Below are 21,785 nucleotides of genomic sequence, written 5' to 3'. Positions count from 1 at the left end.
CAGCGTATCCAGCACGGCTCGCTGCTGTCTGCATGGACGCCGTCCGTTCGCCACAGGATGAAGTCGTCGCTTCCGTGTTGACGCTGGTTCTGCGGGTCTCCAGTTGTCTGGTCACGGGTCCCCTCACCGGTCTCGTCGCCCGGCCCTTCACGTGTCGGTGGTGGCGTGCAGCCTGCAGTCGCATTCCGGGTGTGGAGCCACCGGCACCAGAGTGAGCTCTCCGGTGCGCGTGGAGAGCCCGATCATCCGGGAGGCGGTCTGTGGGGTGAACTCACCATCGACGGCGAGCTGGATCTCACGCGCCAGCAGGCTTGCGAGCACCGCAGCGGACTGCGGCTCATCTCGGGGCAGCCGGGAGTCCGTGGCCTGCTCCCGGGTCCTGCCCTGTTCGGCGAGCGCGGTCTGCGCGGCTTCAAAGTGCGGGTCGGCTGCGGCGCCGTGGAGCAGCAGGCACCGGGGGCAGGGTCCGCGGTCGCGGCTGAGCAGCGGACCGATCTCCCAGCGGGTGCGGTGTCGGACGACCGGCAGCACCAACTGGGCCCGAGTGGCCGCAGCGGCGAGACGTGCAGGGGCGACGGCGCGCTGGGCGAAGATCACCTGGATGTCCACAGGCTCCTGGGGTGTCCCTGGGTGAGGCTGCACGGGCTGGGGGTTCACCGGTTGGGCCTGCACCGTCTGGGGCTGCACCGGCTGGGCCTGCCCGCCGGGCGAGGTGAGGAGGGCTGGCGCTGAGCAGCTGACTGTCGCCTCCGGGTGATGCCGCAGGCAGGCACGTCGGACCGCGGCGGCACGGGAGAGCCCCACCGCCGCCGCAGAGTAGCCCGCGGCCACGTCATCCCGATCTACAGGGTGATCATCGCGCAGCAGCAGCATGCCCAGGTGCAGGTAGGTCAACTGCCCTGCCAGAAGCGCCGCCGGTCGGGGCAGCCCGTCGAGCAGCACCGCCGCGAGCTCCCGGCGGGCCCGTACGCGGATGGCGTGGTCATCGGACGGGGCGTCGTCGTCGGCTTCGGTCTCTTGGGTGGCAGTGTTGCTCAGGTGTTCCTGGAGTCGTCTCAGCGTCTGCTGCGCCGGGCCGATGATCCGGACTGCCCGGTCCCCCGCGCCGAGCTGCACCGTGTGCTCGTCGATCACGAACAGCTCCTGCCAGTCCCTGAGCATCACCCGCGCCGCCATGCACCCATGGTGCCAAGGTCCCAGGGCTCTGCGGAGTTTTCCACAGTCCTGGGCCGGGCTAGGCTCCTCTGCATGGCGTCGCGGCAGCTTCAGGAGCAGATCACGGTGGATGGCCAGCAGGTGCTGGTGATCCGCTCGGCGCGACGCACCCGGACCGTCACCGCGGATCAGGTGCAGGGGACGCTGCGGCTGCGGGTCCCGGTCCGGCTGAGTCGGCGGGAGATCGAAGAGCACGCCCGGGCCTTCCAGAAGAAGCTCAGCCACCGCGCCGCCCGGCGGCCGCGCAGTGACGAGGAGCTCCTGCAGCGCTCTCGCGCGCTCTCCTCCCGGTATCTGGACGGGATCCCGCAGCCCGAGGCGGTGAGCTGGTCCACCCAGCAGCACCAGCGCTGGGGGTCCACGACGTCGACCACCGGGACCATCCGACTCTCGGCCCGGCTGCGTGAGATGCCGGCCTGGGTGCAGGACTCGGTGCTGGTCCACGAGCTCGCGCACCTGATCGAACCCGGGCACGGGCCACGCTTCAAGGCGCTGACCGCGAAGTATCCGCGCACCGGGGAGGCCGACGCCTTCCTGGCCGGCGTCAGCTGGGCCGACCACAACGCCGAGCCCACGGCCAGCCACCAGGAGTGAGTCTCAGGCTTCCTTGAGGATCTCGCGGAGCCGCTCGCCGTGCTTCTCGAGCTTCCGCTCGCCGATCCCGGGGACCTTCAACAGGGCCTCGTCGGAGGTGGGCCTGCGCTCGGCGATGACCTCCAGCGTCGCGTCGGTGAAGATCACGAAGGCCGGGACCTCGAGCTCCTTGGCGTAGTCGGACCGCCAGGTGCGCAGCTTCTCGAAGAGCGCCTCGTCGTAGCGGGCGGGGCAGGTCTCACATCGGCGCCGCTTGACCTCGGTGCCGTTGGTGAGGACCTTCCCGCAGGTGGAACAGGTGGACGCCTTCTTCTTCCGTGCCGAGGCATTCGGACTCAGCGCTCCCCCTGAGGGGATGATCTTCCGGCCCGGCTCCTCCATGCCCATCTCCTTGCGCAGCGGGCGCAGGAACCGTGACGGGGTGCGCCGGCCGCGACCGCCGGTGTGCCGCGAGGCCGCGGAGGACAGGAAGAGGAACTTCCGCGCGCGCGTGATGCCCACGTAGAACAATCTGCGCTCCTCGTCGACCTCCTTCTGGGTCTTGGCGAAGGTGATCGGCATCAGGCCTTCGGAGAGTCCGGCGAGGAACACCGCCTCCCACTCCAGGCCCTTGGCGGAGTGCAGCGAGGCCAGGGTGACGCCCTCCACGGTGGGGGCGTGCTGCGCGGCGGAGCGTTCCTCCAGCTCGGTGATGAAGCTGCGCATGGTGAAGTCTTCGCGCTCGGTGGAGAGCTGGTCCGCCAGCGCGACCAGCGCCGCCATGGACTCCCAGCGTTCGCGGACCGCGCCGGTGGCCTCGGGGGCCTTCGCGGAATAGCCGTGGGAGGAGAGGATGTCGCGCACACTCTTGGACACCGTGTCCCCGGCGTCGTCGACCAGGGAGGAGGTGCGCAGCGCGGCGAGCGCCTCACGGACCTCCCGGCGGGAGAAGAACCGCTCGGAGCCCCGCAGCTGATACGAGATCCCAGCGGTGGCCAGGCTCTGCTCGAAGGCCTGGGACTGTCCGTTGGTGCGGTAAAGGATCGCCACCTCCGAGAGCGGGACCCCCTGCTCCTGCAGCGCCTTGATCTCGGAGGCGATCCAGCCGGCCTCGGTGTCATCATCGGCATGCTGAATCAGCTTCGGGACCGGTCCGCGCTCGCGCTGGGAGATCAGCTGCAACGGCTCGGGCCAGGGCGCGGGATCGCTGAGCTTCACGGACTCCCGGGTGCGGTCGGCCAGCAGCGAGTTCGCCAGCTTCACCACTTCGGGGGTGGAGCGGTAGTCCCGGACCAGCTTGACCAGGTTCGCCTCGGGGTGGCGGCGCTTGAAGCCGAGCAGGTAGTCCGGGGTGGCACCGGTGAAGGAGTAGATGGTCTGAGCGGCATCGCCGACGACACAGATCTCGTCGCGTCCGCCGAGCCAGAGGTCGAGCATCCGCTGCTGCAGCGGAGAGACGTCCTGGTATTCGTCGACCACGAAGTGACGGTACTGCTGGCGCACCTGGGCGGCCACCCGCTCGTCGTCCTCGAGGATGCCGACGTTGAGCAGCAACACGTCCTCGAAGTCGATCAGGTGCTTGTCCAGCTTCACGTCCTCATAGGACTGGTACAGCTTCGCGAAGGTGCGGTGGTCCACTCCCCCGGGCGCGGGCCGCCCGGCGCCCTCGGCGGTGGCGACCTCGAGGTAGGACTCCGGGGTCAGCGTGGAGACCTTCGCCCATTCGATCTCGCTGGCCAGGTCACGCAGCGCGGCCCGGTCGGTGGTCACATGCAGCCGGCGCGCGGCCTCGGCGAGCAGCCGGACCTTGTGGTCGAGGATCTGCGGCATGGTCCCGCCGATCGCGACCGGCCAGAAGTACTGCAGCTGGCGCAGCGCGGCGGCGTGGAAGGTGCGGGCCTGGACCCCGGGGGCGCCCAGCGCGCTGAGCCGGGAGCGCATCTCGGCGGCGGCGCGGGCGGTGAAGGTGACGGCGAGCAGCCGGTGCGGGTCGTAGACCCCGGCACGGACCCCGTAGGCGATCCGGTGCGTGATGGCGCGGGTCTTGCCGGTCCCGGCACCGGCGAGGATGCACAGCGGGCCCTTCAACGTGGAGGCGGCCAGGCGCTGCTCCTCGTCGAGGCCGTCGAGGATGGCTTCGGGCGGGGCGGCGGCCAGCTGGGTGGCGGACATGGTGTGTCCGGTCGAGGAGCTGGAGGTGAAGGCGGGCTGACTCATCGGGGCTGCTGTCCTCGTGGACCGGGCTGGCCGTTCGCTGCACCGCGGGCGGCCGGGCGCGGCTTGGCATCGGAGACCGCGTCGATCATCGATCCGTGCCAGCGCTCGATCAGCGCCCGGGAGATCGAGGAGCGGGTGGGCAGGCTGACCTCTCCGGCCTCGGCCGCCTCGGCGAGCTCGGCGCGGGTGAACCAGCGCACGTCGCGGATCTCATCACCGTCGGGCCGGGCCACGGAGGCATCCTGGGTCACGGCGAAGTGCCCGAGCATCAGCGAGCGCGGGAACGGCCAGGACTGTGAGCCCATATAACGGATATCGGAGACGACGACGCCGGCCTCCTCCTCGATCTCACGGGCCAGTGCGGCTTCCACCGACTCCCCGGCCTCGACGAACCCGGCGAAGGTGGAGTACCGGTGGGTCTCCCAGCGGTGCGCCGAACCGAGCAGGATCCGGTCATCGGTGTCCAGCACCGCGGTGATCACGGCGGGGTCGGTGCGCGGGAAGGTCTGCGCGCCGCAGTTGGGGCAGACGCGTCGCCAGCCGGAGACCTCCACCTCGGTGGCGGTCCCGCAGGAGGCGCAGAACGGGGTGCGGGCGTGCCAGGCGGTGATCGCGAGCGCCTGGGTGAGCAGGGCGGCGTCGAGCGGGGTTAGCTGGGATCCGGCGAAGGCCAGATCCGCCCAGGTGGTGCCGGTGGTCCCGGCGGCGGCCTGCTCATCAGCGGGTTTCGGGTGCGCGACCGTGACCACATGCACCGGCGCGGCCGCGCCAAGCTCCGCGGCGGCGGCGGCATCGGGCAGCTCGGCAGGATCCACCGCGCCGAGCGCCACAGCGCCCTCCGGCAGTGGTCCGGAGGCGGATTCATATTCCAGCCGGTTTCCGCTCAGTCGAGCACGGCGGCCGTAGAGGCGCAGCACCCGGGTGCCGGGGGTGGACCAGATCTCGCTGAGCCACTCGGGGCGTTTGCGCTCCGCGTCGCGGCGGTCGATCCGGGCCCCGTCCTGGGGCAGTACGAGCAGGCCGTCAGCAGGGTCCCGGAGGTGCGTATGCATACCCTCCACCGTACCGGGCCCGCGGACCCCCGCGAGCACCCGCAGGACCGATGTGGAGAGATGAGCATCACCGCATCGACGGCAGCCCTAGCACGTGAATCCCGCGTGATTTCATCAATTCAGCGTGCCTCGGCACCGGGCAAGGGCTCTGACCCCATACGCTTGTGTGGTGCGATGGACATCGATGGAACTTGCGGCCCTAGCGACCGCGGCAGTGCCGGGGCTTTCCCCCACCGGCGTGGCTGCGGCGGCTGATGACGCCCGCGACTTCACGTCCGCCGTCGTCATCGACTCTGAAGGTCACCGCTGGAGGATCCGTTCTCCCCAGCACCAGGAGGCGGCGATGCGCCTGGAGACCGAACTGCAGGTGCTGCGCGGCTTCTCCACCCGCATCCGCGCCGAGCTGCCCTTCCGCGTCCCCTCCGTCGCCGGCGCCGTGCGCCGCGGGGAAATGCGCACCTTCGTCTACAACCACCTGCCCGGCACCTCGCTGGAGCTCAGCGAGCTCTCCCAGCAGTCCCCCACCGTCATCGAAGACATCGGGCGCACCATCGCGGCGATCCATGACCTCGACGAGGCCGTCGTGGACAACGCCGACCTGCCCCGATACTCCGCCGAGCGGTACCGCCAGCGCCGGCTCAACGAGCTGGACCAGGCTGCCACCACTGGGGAGATCCCGGCCCTGCTGCTGCGTCGCTGGGAACACGCCATGGAGGACCGCGACCTCTGGCGCTTCACCCCTGCCGTCACGCACGGGGACCTGCACGAGGATTCGCTGCTGATCGAAGGTGAGCGCGTCATGGCGGTCACCGGCTGGACCGACCTGCACAGCGGAGACCCGGCGGATGACTTCGCCTGGCTCACCGCCGCCGGTGACGCCGAGTTCACGGAGAAGGTCCTCGCCGCCTACCGCTGGCACCGCACCGGCGTGGTCGACGAGCACCTGATGCGCCGGGCCGCGCTGACCGCCGAGTTCGCGCTGGCCCAGTGGCTGGTCCGCGGGCATGCCAGTGAGAACCCGGAGATGATCGCCGAGGCGAAGGGGCTCCTGGAGCAGCTCAAGACCGACATCGAGACCTATGGCGGGCAGCCGATCGCGCTGACCCCGACCGAGGGCGATGAGCCCGCTGCGCCCGCCGAGGTCCAGGATTCGCGGCCGGTGGCCCGCGCAGGTGCCGCAGCGACCGTGGCTGACACCGGCGAGTGGGCTGATTCCGGCGAGGACGACGACGAGCCCGCCGTGATCACCGATGCGGCAGCTGCGGGGACCAGCAACCACGAGGACGTCACCGAGGATCCATACGCCACCGAGGATCCACACGCCACCGGCAAGGTCCCGGCGTTCGCGCCGCGTCCGCTGCCCGGAGATGAGCCCACCGGTGCGATCCCGGTGGTCACCGGGAATGAACCCACCGGCGCGATCCCGGTGATCACCGATGAGACACCTCTCGAGCAGCCGCTTCCCGAGCGCATCTTCGAGGAGGAGGACGAGGACGACCTCCCGATCCACCCCGATGCCGCCTCGGAGCGTCGGGCCAAGGAGAAGCACTTCTTCCCCAGCGTCGGCTCGGCCATCTCGGCGGCCTCCACGGGCTCTGCGTCTTCGGCCCAGTCGGCACGCTCGGCCCAGTCAGCGTCTTCTGCGCAGCAGGAGGCGCCCGTCGCTGAGTATTCTCCGGAACCCGTTGCCGGACCGGCCTCGCCGGAGGCTCCTGCTTCTCATGGCTCCCCTGCTTCAGCAGAGACCCCGGACTCGCATGGATCTGCTGAGTCGGACCCCTCCCCGGAGACTCACGAGGGCGGCCACGAGTCGATCTATCAGCGGCACCCGGGCCTGCGCCCACCGACTGCCTGAATCTCCTGGTCCGGCCTCCTCACCGCCGAGGAGCCGCATCTCCAGGACGCCTCCATCAGGGCCCTCAACGTCGAGGTGCTGCGCCAACACGGGAATGATCCCCGCCGTCGTGCAGTTGTCGGGTGAGTGTCTTCTCCCGGCTTCCCGGATTTGGCAGGCTTCACCCGCGCTCTGACAGGTGCACCCTTCCCATGACCGGCTGCAGCACAGGATGACGATATGACCACGGCGGAACAGACCTCAGCGAACGCGTCCACCCCGGGCGCAGCCCCCTCGGGACCCAAGTACACCCGCCGACAGGTGGCGCTGGCCATCGTCGCACTGTCCATCGGCGGGTTCGCCGTCGGTGTCACCGAGTTCGCGATCATGGGGCTCCAGCTCGAGGCCGTCGCCGATCTCGGCATCACCATCCCGCAGGCCGGCATGCTGATCAGCGCCTACGCCATCGGCGTGGTGGTCGGAGCGCCGGTGCTCTCGATTCTTGGCGCCAAGCGGGAGCGCAAGTCCTATGCCTTGCTGCTGCTGGGCGTGTTCATGCTCGGGCACGTGCTGAGCTTCTTCGCCCCGAATTACGAGACCATGCTGATCGCCAGGTTCCTCTCCGGGCTCCCCCATGGCGCCTACTTCGCCGTTGCGGCGCTGATGGCGGCCGAGATGGCGGGCCCGGCCAAGCGCAGCCGCGCGATCGCCGTCGTCCTGGGTGGTCTGGCGATCTCCAACGTCCTTGGTGTGCCGGTGGTGACCGCGCTGGGTCAGCAGTTCGGCTGGCGCTGGATGTTCATCTCGGTGATCGTGCTCGCGCTGATCACGATGGCCGCCGTGGCCCGCTACGCGCCGAGGCAGATGCCCCCGGCCAAGGCCACGATGCGGTCCGAGATCAAGGGCCTGAAGAACAAACGGCTCTGGGTGGGCATCATGCTCGCCGTGGTCGGCTTCTCCGGCATGTTCGCACTGTACTCCTATATCGCCCCGGTCAGCACCGAGGTCACGGGTTTCCCCGAGAGTGCGCTGCCCTGGGTGGTCGGACTCTTCGGCGCCGGCATGGTGGTCGGCAACTTCGTCGGCGGCTGGGCAGCGGACAAATCCGTGCTGGGCACCGTGGTGATCGCCATGGCCCTGGTGGCAGTGTTCATGGTGCTCTTCGCCTCCACCGCGCACATCCCGGCGCTGATGCTGATATTCCTCTTCCTGGTCGGCGTCTCGGCCAGCGCGCTGGGCCCGTCGATGCAGACCCACCTGATCGACACTGCCCCAGACGCGCCGCAGCTAGCGGCCTCGCTGCACCACTCCGCGTTCAACGCGGCCAACGCCCTGGGCGCCCTGGTGGGTGGCCAGGTGATCGCCGCCGAGATGGGTCTGCGCGCCCCGAGCTACGTCGGCGCAGGTGCCGCCGTGCTGGGTGTCGGCGTGGCGCTCTACGCGATCCACCTGACCCGGAAGATGAAGGCGCCGCGCACCGCGATCTGATCGCTTCACGCTCCTGAAGGACGTTGTGTGGGGTCAGTAAGGTATTGGCATGAGCACCCCCACCACGTTCTCCACCACCGCCGACGTCGCCGCTGACAGTTTCGCAGGACAGCTGCGGCTGACCACGACTGACGACTGGGATGCCTCGGTGCATCACCGATTCGTCGAAGAGCTCTTCGCCGGGACGCTCAGCGACGAGGTGCTGGCTCGATATCTGGTGCAGGACTATCAGTTCTTCGATGCCTTCGTGGCGATGCTGGGTGCCTGCGTGGCCACCACCGATTCCAAGCCGGCCCGTCTGCGGTTCGCCGCGCAGCTCGGGATGCTCGCTGCTGATGAGGACGGGTACTTCCAGGAGAGCTTTGCCGCGCTTGGCGTGCCCGCGTCTGAGGTTGTCAGCCCAAAACTTTCCGCTCCCACGGCGGAGTTCATCGGCCAAATGTGGGAGGTGGCGCAGTCCAGGAACTACGCGGACCTGCTGGTGGTGCTGGTGATCGCCGAGTGGCTGTATCTGGACTGGGGACAGCGCGACCTGCCCCTTCCGGAGGCGGCGAAGCACCGGGGCTGGATCGACCTGCACCGTGGCGAGGACTTCCGCGCGTGGACCCAGTTCCTGATCGATGAGCTCAACCGGGTGGCCCCGCCCCTGGAGTCCGACGACGGCGCGCGACTATCCGCCCGGTGGAAGCGGATTGTCGCGATCGAGCGGGCGTTCTTCGATGCGGCGTACGCGTTCTAGGCCGTCAAGGTGGGATGGAAGTAGTCGTAGAGGCTACGCGGAACGGGTTCTCCAAAACGCAGCAACATTCGAACCACGGGCAACGGTGCACCGGCCTTGTTCGCCATGGTTGTTTCCTCCGCGTCCTCTGACTCAGCTTGACCAAGGTAAAAGAAGTCGGTCCCATCAGCGTCGTCGCGTTTCACGAAAACGTGCAGATCTACAGAATTCTCGACAATTGCACGTACTTCTTTGCTGGCCAACGAGCGACGGTTTCGGGTGAACCACCTCATGACACTGGGGTCAATCAACTCATCCTCGTATGCCACGCTCTCCTGGACGTCGTGCTCCTTGTGTAACGTGACGAAGATGGGGCACTGACCTGAATCAAGATCAGTGCGGTAGCCGTATATCGTCGACGCGCTGCTGCGATCCCATCCGAGCAGGCGGGCAACATCCCGACGGGAGTACCTCATACCGGGCGTGAAGGGGTGACTTGGCAGGTAGGCCCGATTGACGTGTGTGGCTGTCTTCAGGATGTCATCCACGTATTCACTGAAGGGCGAATCACTCTTGTACGCCTCAACGAAGTCCGGGAGCAGTCGCAAACTTCCGTCGGGGGTGCGCTTTGCGAGTGGGGCGCCGTAGCGGGCTCGATCTCCCTGGTTATAGCCCTCCAGAGTCAAGGTGGCCCGGGCGCTATGTAGTACCGCGAGTTCTGCCGGGAGTTCCCGGTCCGCGACTACTTGGTGCAGCTCATCTTCAGTGACTTCCACTTTCTCCAGAAGCTCGCGGAGCAATAGAGCCTCATGCAGCCGTTTGGCCGGCAACACCTCGTGAGACAGCAGTTGCAGTGCTCGAGACTCAGCTGAAGTTAGCCCCGATGGCACTTTTAGAGTCCTAGTAACTAGTGCCGGAAAGTGTTCCAGACGGGTAGCGAGGACCACCGGATCTACGGAATCGTTCTCTACGAAGTCCCAGAGCCGAGGTATGCGACCTAGTCGTTGTTGGAGCAACTCGATTTCTTCCCGCAGGCGCCGCAGATGATCCATCTTGGCGTCAGCGATTGCGCGAAGCACCCGCTCCCGTGCAATTTCATCAAACCGGACACTCGACATCCCTGGCAGGACGCCACCCTCTTCGGCGGCGTTCAGGTTCTTTCGCAGCGACTCTTTACTCAGAGACCTGTCCCCAAATAGAGCGACGGGGATGAGGTAATTATTTGCGTAATTGCCAATAAAGTCAATGACTGTTAAGTAGTCTTTATCTGGCGCTTTTCTTAAACCTCTGCCGAGTTGTTGAACGAATACAATCGCCGACTGCGTCTGACGCAACATGATGACTTGGTTAATGGACGGGATATCGACTCTCTCGTTGAAGATGTCGACAGTGAGCAGATAGTCGAGCTCTCCCAGTTCCAACTGCGTCACGGCGTTCTCGCGCGCCTCGATTGAGTCTTCGCCGGTCAATGCGGCAGTTCGCAAGCAATGACCCCGGATGGAACGCTGGTTCAACTCTGCCGAGAGAGCATGCGCCTCGTCTTTTCGGCTACAGAACATGAGACCACGGGTTGGAACGCCTTGCTGGGAGTACTTATCGATGGCATCGATAATGTGCGATGCCCGCTCTGCTCCCGAGAGCCGGTGCAACTCAGTTCGGTCAGACACTGTTGAACCATCGTGGAAGACTGCGTCAGGCACACCGAAGTAGTGGAAGGGGCTGAGCATGTCTGCCTCTAACGCATCGTCGAGTCGGATCTCGTAAGCAACGTTGTAGTTGAAGAGTTCGTAAACGTCCGTCCCATCGTTGCGCTCCGGGGTTGCGGTCATCCCCAGCGCGAAATCTGGCTTGAGGTACTCGAGGACCCGGCGATATGACGCCGCACCGGCTCGATGGACTTCGTCGATGAGGAGGTAGTCGAAGTCGGTGGGCGAAAGCTGTCTCAGGGCATCCGGTTTGGCGAGCGATTGGACGGTGGCGAACACGTACCGCCTGTCCAGTTGTTTGACGGTCCCAGCGAGCTTTCCGAAGTCCTCGCTAGGTCCACCGAGAACTCTCTTGTACTCGTCCATCGCCTTGTCCAGGATCTGTTCACGGTGCGCGACGAATAGCAGCCTTCGGGGAGACGCGGACCGGACATCTAGCGCAGAGAGGATCGTCTTGCCGGTTCCTGTGGCCGAAATGACGAGTGCTCGGTCATGCCCTGCCACTCGCATTGCCTCAATCGCCTCCAGCGCCTCTGTTTGCATGGCGTTGGGCTGGACCTCCGCGCGACCAGCGTCGGTGGTTTCAGAATCACTTGTTTCCTCGTCTGCACGAGGCTCGATCCGCGAGGTGGATCGTGCCTGCACTTTTATCGCGTCGAACGTCTTGCGATATGCCTCAATCCAGGCGGGACTGAGGGGATTCGTCGAAGCGAACTCGTTGGCTACCAGGGTGGAAAGCTGTGCGGCTAGCTCACTGTCCGGTCCGGCAGAAACCTTCATGTTCCATTCGTGGTTTCGAGTCAGCGCGGATTCCGTGAGATTCGCACTTCCCACGAGAGCCGTCACGCTTTGACGATGCTGAAACACGTACCCCTTGGGATGGAATGCCCTCGATCTGTGGAGCCCCACCTCTACGTCGATCCCGAGATCCTTCAAGTGCAGGAGGTCCTCGAACGTGTTGGGAGCGTTGAAGTTCAGGTAATTCGAAGTAACGATGCGTCCGTGGCCGTCAAAATCGAGCAAATCTTGTTTGAGCATCGCCAACGCGCCGGGGGTAACAAAAGCAACTGAAAAGAAGAACGAACGACTCAGGCGTAATTGCTCCCGAATGGTCCGAAGGATAGTGCTTCCTTTTTGACGATCATTCAGGACCAGTTCCGGAGAGTACCTCCCCAACACTGTGCCATCCGCGTTAATAAATCCCCGATTGATGTCTCGGGTAAGTTGGTTCTGCGCGTGGAACAGATCGGGGCGCGTGCTCATGAGGTCAGAGCCCCACGAATGATCTCGATCGCTGGGATGTCCGCAGGAGCCCAGTTCAGGGTTCCGAGGTCACCCGGCCTGAGCCAGACAACGTCGGCATGTTCTGTCAGCCGCGGTGTGCCCGACGTGAGTTCACAGAAGAAGGTCGTCAGGGTCACGACACCAAAGTCATACTCGTAAATCGTAGTGGTGACCTTCTTGCCGACATCAACAGTGCACTCAAGTTCTTCAGTAATTTCACGCTGAAGAGCTTCGCGTGGAGTTTCGCCAGACTCGATCTTCCCGCCTGGGAACTCCCACATGTTGGGCAAGCTGCCCTCTGGACTCCGCTGAGCGCACAGTATCTTGCCGTCATTGACGATGACTGCGCCCACAACGCTGATTTCCTTTTTCACACGACCCCACTAAGTACCATCCACAGTGTTCTAGTCATCCTATTGAATTTCTTCGTTCACCCGCCGAAGTGCTGACGAGCGTTCCGAAGATAATTCACCAGCGCATCCTCCTCCGGAAGATCCGTCCCTGGCACGGTCACCCCGTGCTCCACGTAGAAGAAGGATGCTCCGATCTGTTCCAGCGGCACCCCGTAGAGCCGGTGGAAGGCCAGCCGGTAGACCGCGAGCTGAATCTGCTTCTCGCGCAGGTCTTTGCCGGTAGGCACCATGCCGGTCTTCCAGTCGACCAGGGCCCAGGTGCACTGCTGCATTTGAGCATTCCGGTCCTCCGCTGATTTCAGCTCCCAGCGCTCGAAGTCAGCAGCAGTGAGGTCCTGGCCGGCGTCGTCCTTGCCGAAGATGGCGTCGATCCGGCCACGAACCACCACACCGTCCAACGTCGTCTCCACCGGGATCTCTGCGGCGTACAGGCGGCGTTGCGCCCACTCGGTCTGGGTGAAGCGCTCCTTGACCGTGGAGAGGTCGAAGGCATCGTCGAGGTCTTCATCGCCGCGGTGCGGCTCCTCGATCCCGGGCAGCCTGCTCCGGGTCTCGTAGAACTCCTCGATCCATTCGTGCATGACGGTCCCGCGGCGTGCGGCCTGCGAAGGTTTCACCGGCACGGGCCGGCGAGCAAACTCGGCCATGGACTCGGCGTTGCGGGCCATGCCCACCACGCTCGAGACGCTGATGTGCGCCGGGAAATGGGGCTTCCCGGTCCCGCGCTGCTGCTCACGCGCCCGGTCCACCACCCATTCGGCCTCCTGCTCCCACGGAGTCAGCGGCAGCGCCGCCGCACCAACCTCGGCGGACGGCGCATCGGGCTGCGCGTGGTCAGCGATGGCATGTTCCACCAGCTGGGCGGCCCGGGTCAGAGCGGCCCGGCGACCGGGCTGCTCCTTCGGTGACTCCACCGTATGGATCTCCGGCAGCGTGGTCTGCTCCCCCTCCGCTACCTGCCGCCGGTAGCGGCCGATCGGCAGCGGAGCCAGCGGGTCATAGGGCCACTGGGCGCCAAAGAGGTCATTGCCCACCGGGTTGTTCTTCATATCGAGGACCTCGGCCCACTCCAACGCCGCCGAGGCGTCGCCGAAGCCATCAGCCACCTCGCGGATCTCCTCGAGGAATTCTGAGGGCTCCTTGCCGGCAGAGGTGCCATAGAAGCAGGCGCCGGTGCACAGCAGCAGCTTCTTTGCGCGCGTCACCGCGACATAGGCCAGGCGCCGTTCTTCCTCTCGGCTGAAGTCCTTCACGTCATCGGTGAAGACCCGGTTGTCTTCGGTGAACTGCTTAGACCTGCCCACGCCGGCCGACACGGCCCAGGAGCGCAGATCAGACTGTTCGGACTCCCACTGCGGGATGCTGCGTCGATCTCCGCGCAGCCGTGCTGGCAGCATGCCGTTGCTGCCGGTCCACCGGTCGGCCTTAGCGCTGGGGAACTTGTCCTCGCGCAGCCCGGCGACGGCGACCACGTCCCATTCGAGTCCTTTGGAGGCATGGATGGTCATCAGCTGAATCGCGCCGGGGGTCGGTTCGACATCGGCCTGCTCCAGGCCGCGTTCTTTCTCCTCAGCGGCGTCCAGCCAGTCCAGGAAGCCGCGCAGGTCCGGGGTGGTCTCGGTGGCCGCGTAGCTCTCTGCCTGATCGATCAGCGCGTCGAGCTGGCGGGCCGCGTAGTGCTGCTCCTCCCAGGGGCGGGCCGCGACTTCGATGTCGAGACCGGTGTCGCTCACGATGCGTTGGATCAGCACGCCGAGGTCCAGGGTCGCCCACTGACGCAGCCGGCGGATCTGCTCCTTGGCCAACAGCAGCCGCCGGTACCCTTCAGCGGACAGACCGAGCTGCTCGGCGTGCTCTGGGGAATCCTTGAGCCGCTCCAACGCCTCGACCAGGGAGGCACGTTCGTCCATCTCCAGTTCGGTGGACTCATACCGGTCTTCCGCGTCGGTCACCCCGTCCGCCGACGCAACGGTGCTTTCATGCTGCGCGGAGATGGGCGCGCGCAGTCGCAGGCCTTCGAGGTCGCGGGCGGAGCGTTGCAGCTGAAGCAGGTCACGGGGCCCGATCCGGTAGCGGGCGCCGGCGAGGATCCGGATCAGCGCGTCGGAGCGTCCGGGGTCGGCGATGACCCGCAGGTAGGCGAGCACCTCGGCCACTTCCGAGGTGCTCAGCAGCCCGGAGAGTCCGACCAGCTCATAGTCCAGTCCCGCGAGGCGCAGCTGTTCGGCGATGGTCTCGAGCTGGGCACGGGTCCGGGCAAGCACCGCGCAGCTCGGGGCTTCATGCTGTGGGTCTCGGTGGGTCTCCGGCTGCAGGGCGGTGCGGAGCTGCTCGGTGATCGCTTGGGATTCTTCGATGTCTGAGGTGTACCAGCCGTAGCGCACGGTGGCGGTGTGTGCGCCGTCGGGCGGGCTCAGTGGTTTCAGCTGCCCGCGCAGGTGGGCATTGTGACCTCGCCACGGCTTGTCGAGGGAGTCTGCGGCGTCCGGGGCGAACGGAGTCACGAGCCGGTTGGCCACGTCGAGGATCCGCTCGCCGTTGCGCCAGGCGATGGTGAGCTGCAGCAACGCTGCGGGCCGGCGCTGATCTGTGGCGGGATCTACTGCGGGGAAGGACTGGGGGAAGTCGAAGAGCTGCCCGGCGGAGGCACCGCGGAACCCGTAGATCGACTGGTTGGGATCTCCCACGGCGGTGACCGCGTGGCCCATCCCGCCGCCGGATCCGCCGGCGCCGTAGAGGCTGCTGAAGAGCGCCAGCTGCGCGTAGGAGGTGTCCTGGAACTCGTCGAGGAGCACCACTTTGTACTTTTCCCGCTCGGCCTCCCCGGCGCTGGGGACGTCCCGGGCGATCTGCGCGGCGAAGCGGAGCAGGTCCCCGTAGTCCATGAGCCCCTCGGTGAGCTTCTTCTCCTGGTAGCGGCGGACCAGCTCGGCCATCTCGCGGCGCACCCGCAGTGCACGGACCAGTGTGGTCTGATCCTTGCTCAGTGCCGCCCCGGCTTCCTGCCAGGCGTCCACCCGGGCCAGCTCGATGTCGAGGTGGGCCTCCACCGCCTCCGGAGTCTGCAGGTGTTCGGCGCAGTCTCCGGCCAGGCGCATCACGTATCCAGCGAGGTTACCGGCCGACTGTTCGGCCTCCACCAGCACCTCGGCGCGGTCATAGGCACTGACCAATCGGTGCACCAGCTGCCAGGCCTTGGCCTCTCCGATGAGTTGGGTCTCGGGTTCCAGCCCGATCTGCAGACCGTATTCGGTCACCAAGGTGTTCGCGTAGGAGTGGTAGGTGGAGACCGCCGGGGCGAGCAGCTCGGAGATGTCGGCATGTTCCACGGTGTCGGAGACCTCCACGGGCACCACATCGGCCGGGGAGATCAGCTCCGCCTCCAGGAGCTGCTCGAGCTTCCGGGTGATCCGTTCGCGCAGCTCTCCGGCGGCCTTCTTGGTAAAGGTCACCCCGAGGATCTGGTCCGGGCGCACGATCCCGTTGGCGACCAGCCAGACCACCCGGTCAGCCATCGTGGCAGTCTTGCCCGACCCGGCGCCGGCGACGACGAGCATCGGGTCCAGCCCGGATTCGATCACGGCCTGCTGTTCGGCCGTTGGGTAATTCCGGTCCTCGGCGGGAGTGTCCCGCTGGAGCGCGTCGGCGATGTCGCGGGCGCTGTAGCGCATGGTCTCCAGGGTCATCATGGCTGGGTCACGTGTTTCGTGTTCTCGCAGAGCGGGCAGAGCGAGCCGACCAGGCAACGCTGTTGATTCGGTGAGTGGTAGGCGGAGAACACTCGACCGCTCATCACCTGGGCGGCCTGGGTCAGCTGTTCCAGCGGCCAGGTGTCATCCGGTCCGAGCGGGGGCTGTTCCTGGAGGTCTGTCTTCGCCACGGTGGTGCCGACGTGCAGCAGCGCGGCCCCTCGACCCGGAGACGGTGCGACGACGCTGGACTCGGCCGCAGGTGTTGCCGTCTCCTGCGCCTCGTGCAGGGCGCGGTCCACTGCGCCGAGCGCGACCAGCAACTGATAGGAGCCGAGCTGCCCGTGGGTGGGGATCTCGATCTGAGCGGGTTTGTGCCGACCGGTCTTGAGGTCGATGACGAAGAGCTCGCCTGCCTCGGTGCGTTCCACGCGGTCGATCACGCCGCGGATCAGCACGGACCGGGTCTGCGCGGGCCCACCGGGTTCCTCCGGCGGCAGCGGGATCTCCAGACTGGCTTCGACCTGCAGCTCGCGGGCGATGACCTGGCGGCCCTGGCCCTGGACGTGGCCGAAGTAGCCGGCGAGCTTCTTGAGCATCACGCGGGCACGGGAGCGGTCCTTCTCGGTCTCCCACCCCTCCTCGCGTCCCAGGCTGTCCCAGCGTGCGTCAAGCTCAGCGGACAGGACCTCGCGGTCGGTCTCGGCGGGGTGGTGCTCGGCGATCTCGTGGATCAGGGAGCCGAGCATCCGGCTGAAATCGGTGGCCTCGACGCCTCCGGCGGCGCCGGTGAACCACTGCAGCGGCGCGTCGATGGCGCTCTGCACTGAGGATGGGGAGACCCGGACGATGTCCTCGGGCTCCAACAACGGTGCGGTGGTGCTGAGCTCGGGCAGGCCCCACCAGGTCTTCGGTGCGGCCCCGATGAGTCCGCCCTCGGCGAGCAGAGCGAGCGCGCGGGCCGCCGCCCGGCGCTGGGTCTCAGTGGTCCCATCGCTGTGAGGCTCGGCGGCGCTGGACCCAGCGTCGTCGTCGAGCTCGGTCTGGATGCTGATCTCCAGGTGCCGGCGCAGCTCGGCGATAAGCCGGTGGGCGGTGATCGGGCGCGGGATGGCGCCGCTGCGGGTCTCGCGCTCCCCGGGCGGCACCACGAGGTCCAGCAGCATCGACGGGCTCTCCTCCTGGGCGTGCACGGCCACCGCGTAGAGCCGGTTCTTGGCTCGGGAGACCGCGGAGGCGAAGAGCCGGTACTCGTCCTGGAGCACGTTCATCCGTTTGACCAGCAGTGACTGGGCGGAGGCGTCGGCGCGGCCTTCGACGACGTCCACCAGGTGTCCGCTGCCCAGCAGCTGTCCGCGGGGGTTCAGGTTCGGCCAGGCGCCTTCTTGGAGTCCGGTGAGGATGACGGTGTCGAATTCGCGGCCTGCCGCGCTGGCGGGGGTGAGGACCTCGATCGCGACATCGGCGGCGGAGGTCTTCGCCAGGGTGTCCATGGGCAGTTCCAGGCGTTCGATATGGTCCACGAACGCGATCGCCGAGGCCCCGGGGTTCTGGTCGGAGAATCGTTCTGCGGCCTGGAATAGCGCCATCACCGCGTCAAGATCATGGTCTGCACGGCGACCCTCCGCGCTGGCCCAGCGGGTCAGGCCGGCCCAGTGCCGGCTGACGTCGGCGGCGTTCCAGATCTCCCAGAGCAGCTCCTCGGGACCGCTGGAGGGACCCGCGGCGGCATGCCCAGCGGCGAGCATCGCGGCGACTCGCTCCATCCCGCGGGTGAGGTGCTGGAAGCGCGACTGGGCGCGGACCTCTGCGAAGACCGGGTCGTCGGCATTGTTCGCGGCGGCCACCAGTAGCTCGTCGGAGCTGCGCGGCTCCGCCGGGCCGGAGTCGGAGACGTCTGAGTCGGCACGCAGCCGGCGACGCTCCTGGCTGCGCAGCACCTGGCGCAGGCTGCGCAGGGTCATCGAGTCGGTCTCGCCGTAGCGGCTGGTCAGCAGCGCGAGCACCTCGGGCAGCGCGACGGGGTGCTCGGTCTCGGGGTCCTGTTGGACGGTGACCAGGCGCAGGACGCGCAGCAGCGGGGCCACGGCGGACTCCTGGTTGAGGATCACATCGCTCATGGACTGGCGCACCGGGACGCCCTGGGTCTGGAACATCCGCACCAGTCGTTTCAGCAGCGCGCCGTTGCGGGCGATGACCGCGATCTGATCGAAGGGCACCCCGTGTCGATGGTGCCGGTCCAGAACCTCTTGGAGGACGAACTGCTCGGCCAGATAGTCCCCCGGCACGATCTCCACCGCGCAGGACCCGGTGCCCGTCGGCGTCGAGACCGGCAGCTCGGTCAGTGGTTGACTGAGAGCTGCCTGGCCGTCGGAACTCTGCCCATTGGGTGTCGACGCTGCGGATGGGGGAACGGTGGAGGTCGGCACAGTTGACCCCTGCGCTGCGCCGGTCCGTTCAGTCGTGGTCTCGCTGAGCAGCTGCAGCCAGCGTTGGCGGGGCTGCTGGGGCCCGGCGGGAGCGATCCGGCGCAGAGCCCGGGCGTAGGCCCGGCCCACTTCGGGAGTGATCCGGTGGTTGCCCTCGAGCACCATGACGCTGGGCTCGACCCCCGGCAGCCCGCCATGGGGGTCCGGGGTCATCGCGCCGGAGATGCTGCGCCGGACGATGCCCTCGATCTCGGCGTCGGTCTCGGGATTCAGACCGAGCACGCTCTCGGCGGCGACTCGGCGGGGTGCCACGGTCCAGCTGCGCAGCTTGTCCGGGCGTGCCCCGCGAAAGCCCTGCACCGCGGTCTCGGGGCTGGCGAACGCCAGCACGTCGGCCCCGGCCCCGATCAGGCGCAACAGTCGATACACCGACGGGGTGGCCTCCTGCAGGTCATCGACGACGATGCGGCGCAACCGCTGGCGCTCGGTCTCGAGGAATTCGGGGTTCTCCTCGAGCAGGTTACAGGCCTCGTTGATCAGGCCCGCCGGGTCGAAGGCGTCGGCGTTGGCCCCGGCGTCAAGGTCTTCGCGGTAGCGCTGGTAGAGCTCGGCAGCGGAGGCCCATTCCGGGCGTCGGCACTGCTCGGCCAGGCCGCGCAGCTGTTCTGGTGAGACTCCGTACTCGGCGGCACGGTCGAAGAGTTCGCGGATCTCCTTGCGGAATCCGTCGGTGCCGGCGGCCTCTTCCAACGAGGAAGGCCAGCTGATCGGCGGCAGGCCGCTGGCAGGGTCAGCGGCCAGCAGCTCACGGATGATGCTGTCCTGCTCGGCCCCGGAGAGCAGCCGCGGCCGGCGGGCGGTGAAGCTGAGGACTTCCCGGCGTCGGGCCTCCCCGAGGAGCCAGAAGGCGTACGAGGCGAAGGAGCGGGAGGGCTGCTCCGAGAGGGACCCTCCGCGGGAGCTGGTGTCTCGGGCGGCCCAGGCGGCCTCGACCTGTTCGCGCAGCACCGCGGAGGTGGCGCGGGTGGGTGAGAGCAGCAGCAGCCGGGAGGAGTCCTGTCCGGACTCGAGGTGGCGCAGCGCCAGCTCCGCCGCGAGCGTCGACTTGCCGCTGCCGGGACCTCCGAAACTCAGGATCGGCCCATGTCCGGGGCGCTCGGCGGCGGCGAGCACCTGATGCTGGGACTGATCGAACTCCATGGGGATCATTCAATCAGAGCCCCCGGACATGACTCGGTGCAATCGCCTGCGACCACGACCCAGCGGCGCAGGGTGATGTCCGCGGTCATGTCCCACCTGCGCGCTACCGTAGTGCCATGGCCGAGACTCCCACCCTCTTCGAGATCACCCCCAGCAGCGAGTCCTGGCACACCCGCCGCCGGGTCGGCTTCGATCTGGAGACCACGTCGAGGGATCCCCGGGTGGCGCGGATCGTCTCCGCAGCGCTGGTGATCTTCGATGACACCGAGGTCGGCTCCGACGTGGAGGCTGGTGCAGTCGACACCTCGGCGCCTCAGGGTCAGCGCGTGCGCACCCGCGAATGGCTGGTGGACCCCGGAGTGGAGATCCCCGCCGAGACCACTGCGATCCATGGCATCTCCACCGAATACGCCCAGACCAACGGGCAGCCTGCGGCGGAGGCGGTCGCCCAGATCACCACCGCGCTGGCGCAGGAGTTCGCCGCCGGCAGCGCCGTCGTGGTGATGAACGCCCCGTACGACTTCACCGTCTTGCAGCAGGAGGCGCTGCGCCACGGAGTGGAGTTCACCGAGCCGCTCGGGGTCATCGATCCGCTGGTGATCGACAAGCAGGTGGACAAATACCGTCGCGGCAAACGCACGTTGACCCAGATGTGCCTGCACTACGAGGTCGAGCTCGAGGCCGCCCACTCGGCGACCCCGGACGCCTGGGCCGCCGTGGAGGTGGCCTGCGCACAGGCGGAGCGGTTCCCGCAGCTGCAGATCCCGGCTCCGGAGCTGCACCGGCTCCAGGCGGGGTGGAAGATCGGGCAGTCCGCGGACCTGCAGGAGTACCTGCGCCGCACCCGTCCCGACGCCGTGGTCAGCCCGGCGTGGCCGGTGTGAACGCCAGCCGAAACCCGGTATGACCCAGCGAGGTGTCCGCCGAGGCCGAGGTCCGCGCCGAGGTGCGGTAGCGCCGGCAGTACGAGCGGTGGCACATGTAGGAGCCTCCGCGCATCACCGGATCAGCCCCCGGCCGCCCAGTCCCTGACCTTGCTGAGACCCTCGCTGAGACTTCCCGCCCTCCGGCTGCTCCCGTGCTGAACACCGAGGCTGTCCATTCCCAGACATTGCCGGTGGTGTTGTAGAGCCCGTACCCGTTCGGCGCGAAGGACTCCGCCGGACGGGTCCCCATCTCTCCCGCCACCCCCTCGGGGAACTCGCCGGGGAAGATGTTCATCCGGCGCTTCCCGTCCGGATCGCGATCCCCACCCCAGGGGTAGGGCTGCTGGTCGAGTCCGCCGCGGGCCGCATACTCCCACTCGGTCTCGCTCGGCAGCCGGGCGCCGACCCAGTCCGCGTAGGCCTGGGCGTCGCGCTGGGACACCTGCGTCACCGGGTGATCCTCGCGCCCGAGGGCGGTGGATCCAGGGCCCTCGGGCGCGAACCAGGCAGCACCAGCGACCTGCCGCCACCACGGAGTGGAGGGCTCCGGAGCCGGAGCCGCCTCGCGCCGCTCAGTCGAGAGCAGACCCTGGAAGACCAGGGAATCTCCATGACGTTCGGCGTCGGTGAGGTGCCCGGTGGCCTGCACGAACCGGGCGAACTGCGCCACGGTCACCGTGGTGGGGCTGATCGCGAAGGCCTCAACGCGGGCGGTCCGCACGGGACCCTCGCCGTCGTCCGGGTAGGCCTGCGGGTACTCGCTGCCCATGCGGAACTCGGCTGCGGAGAACCCGATCATCGAGAGCTGCGACGCGGCGGTGGCGGCCAGCTGGGAGACCAGCGCGGCCTTCGCGACTGAGGCGTAAGCGGCGGGCAGCGTCGTCGTCGGGCCGGTGCTGGTGCTGGGGACACGGTTCGGGCGCGCCGGGCTGCAGCAGGACGCGGGTGCGGGACGATGCTTCGGGTCGGTCATTCTGCTCCCCTGTCTGTCTCCTGATGATCACTCCAGGCCAGTGGATGACCCGGAATCTCGCGGAAGAT

The 21,785-nt window shown here is 67.4% G+C and carries 13 protein-coding genes; 5 read left to right on the top strand and 8 right to left on the bottom strand.

Going from position 1 to position 21,785, the window contains the following annotated elements; all coding sequences use genetic code 11:
* Positions 1 to 147: 147 nt before the first annotated feature.
* On the bottom strand, positions 148 to 1,176 hold the full coding sequence (locus ACHAA4_RS10880) for a hypothetical protein (RefSeq protein WP_435774194.1): 1,029 nt from the start codon (positions 1,174 to 1,176) through the stop codon (positions 148 to 150).
* Between the two features lie 72 nt (positions 1,177 to 1,248).
* Between ACHAA4_RS10880 and ACHAA4_RS10875 the strand changes: the two genes are divergently transcribed.
* Positions 1,249 to 1,809 (top strand): SprT-like domain-containing protein, encoded by a 561-nt coding sequence (locus ACHAA4_RS10875; RefSeq protein WP_435774193.1) that lies wholly within the window; start codon positions 1,249 to 1,251, stop codon positions 1,807 to 1,809.
* A 3-nt stretch (positions 1,810 to 1,812) separates the two neighbouring features.
* On the opposite strand, the gene ACHAA4_RS10870 is transcribed toward ACHAA4_RS10875, so the two are convergent.
* Together ACHAA4_RS10870 and nudC are read right to left on the bottom strand one after the other, a co-directional pair.
* Positions 1,813 to 3,960, bottom strand: coding sequence for an ATP-dependent DNA helicase UvrD2 (locus ACHAA4_RS10870; RefSeq protein WP_435774218.1), 2,148 nt, complete (start codon positions 3,958 to 3,960; stop codon positions 1,813 to 1,815).
* Positions 3,961 to 4,001: 41 nt separating this feature from the next.
* On the bottom strand, positions 4,002 to 5,057 hold the full coding sequence (gene nudC, locus ACHAA4_RS10865) for an NAD(+) diphosphatase (RefSeq protein ID WP_435774192.1): 1,056 nt from the start codon (positions 5,055 to 5,057) through the stop codon (positions 4,002 to 4,004).
* A gap of 169 nt (positions 5,058 to 5,226) precedes the next feature.
* On the opposite strand from nudC, the gene ACHAA4_RS10860 reads away from it, so the two are divergent.
* The 3 genes from ACHAA4_RS10860 to ACHAA4_RS10850 all read left to right on the top strand — a co-directional run bounded on the left by ACHAA4_RS10860 (position 5,227) and on the right by ACHAA4_RS10850 (position 9,118).
* Entirely contained in the window at positions 5,227 to 6,912 is a 1,686-nt protein-coding gene (locus ACHAA4_RS10860) for a phosphotransferase (RefSeq protein WP_435774191.1), read from the top strand.
* Between the two features lie 219 nt (positions 6,913 to 7,131).
* Positions 7,132 to 8,379 (top strand): MFS transporter, encoded by a 1,248-nt coding sequence (locus ACHAA4_RS10855; RefSeq protein ID WP_435774190.1) that lies wholly within the window; start codon positions 7,132 to 7,134, stop codon positions 8,377 to 8,379.
* A gap of 49 nt (positions 8,380 to 8,428) precedes the next feature.
* Positions 8,429 to 9,118 (top strand): TenA family protein, encoded by a 690-nt coding sequence (locus ACHAA4_RS10850; protein ID WP_435774189.1) that lies wholly within the window; start codon positions 8,429 to 8,431, stop codon positions 9,116 to 9,118.
* Here the strand turns inward: ACHAA4_RS10850 and ACHAA4_RS10845 are convergent.
* The 4 genes from ACHAA4_RS10845 to ACHAA4_RS10830 are packed head-to-tail and all read right to left on the bottom strand — an operon-like array spanning position 9,115 to position 19,818.
* Positions 9,115 to 12,066 carry a DUF3427 domain-containing protein gene (locus ACHAA4_RS10845; RefSeq protein ID WP_435774188.1) on the bottom strand — a complete coding sequence of 984 codons (2,952 nt, stop codon included), beginning with the start codon at positions 12,064 to 12,066 and terminating at the stop codon, positions 9,115 to 9,117. The two genes, ACHAA4_RS10850 and ACHAA4_RS10845, sit on opposite strands and share 4 nt — an antisense overlap.
* The gene (locus ACHAA4_RS10840) at positions 12,063 to 12,461 is read right to left on the bottom strand and encodes a (deoxy)nucleoside triphosphate pyrophosphohydrolase (RefSeq protein WP_435774187.1); all 399 of its coding nucleotides are present in this window, start codon (positions 12,459 to 12,461) and stop codon (positions 12,063 to 12,065) included. The genes ACHAA4_RS10845 and ACHAA4_RS10840 overlap by 4 nt, the downstream gene beginning before the upstream one ends.
* Before the next feature lie 56 nt (positions 12,462 to 12,517).
* Positions 12,518 to 16,186, bottom strand: a complete 3,669-nt coding sequence (locus tag ACHAA4_RS10835) for an ATP-dependent helicase (RefSeq protein ID WP_435774186.1) — start codon at positions 16,184 to 16,186, stop codon at positions 12,518 to 12,520.
* Entirely contained in the window at positions 16,186 to 19,818 is a 3,633-nt protein-coding gene (locus ACHAA4_RS10830; RefSeq protein ID WP_435774185.1) for a PD-(D/E)XK nuclease family protein, read from the bottom strand. The genes ACHAA4_RS10835 and ACHAA4_RS10830 overlap by 1 nt, the downstream gene beginning before the upstream one ends.
* Before the next feature lie 116 nt (positions 19,819 to 19,934).
* Between ACHAA4_RS10830 and ACHAA4_RS10825 the strand changes: the two genes are divergently transcribed.
* A complete protein-coding gene (locus ACHAA4_RS10825; RefSeq protein ID WP_435774184.1) occupies positions 19,935 to 20,702 on the top strand; it encodes a 3'-5' exonuclease in 768 nt (255 codons plus the stop codon).
* Here the strand turns inward: ACHAA4_RS10825 and ACHAA4_RS10820 are convergent.
* Positions 20,680 to 21,717 (bottom strand): formylglycine-generating enzyme family protein, encoded by a 1,038-nt coding sequence (locus ACHAA4_RS10820; protein ID WP_435774183.1) that lies wholly within the window; start codon positions 21,715 to 21,717, stop codon positions 20,680 to 20,682. The genes ACHAA4_RS10825 and ACHAA4_RS10820 overlap by 23 nt on opposite strands.
* Positions 21,718 to 21,785: the final 68 nt, after the last annotated feature.

The organism is Nesterenkonia maliinae (assembly GCF_051262655.1).
Taxonomy (GTDB): domain Bacteria; phylum Actinomycetota; class Actinomycetes; order Actinomycetales; family Micrococcaceae; genus Nesterenkonia.
Note: the sequence above shows the minus strand (reverse complement) of the source record. Positions and strands in the feature narration are given on the sequence as shown.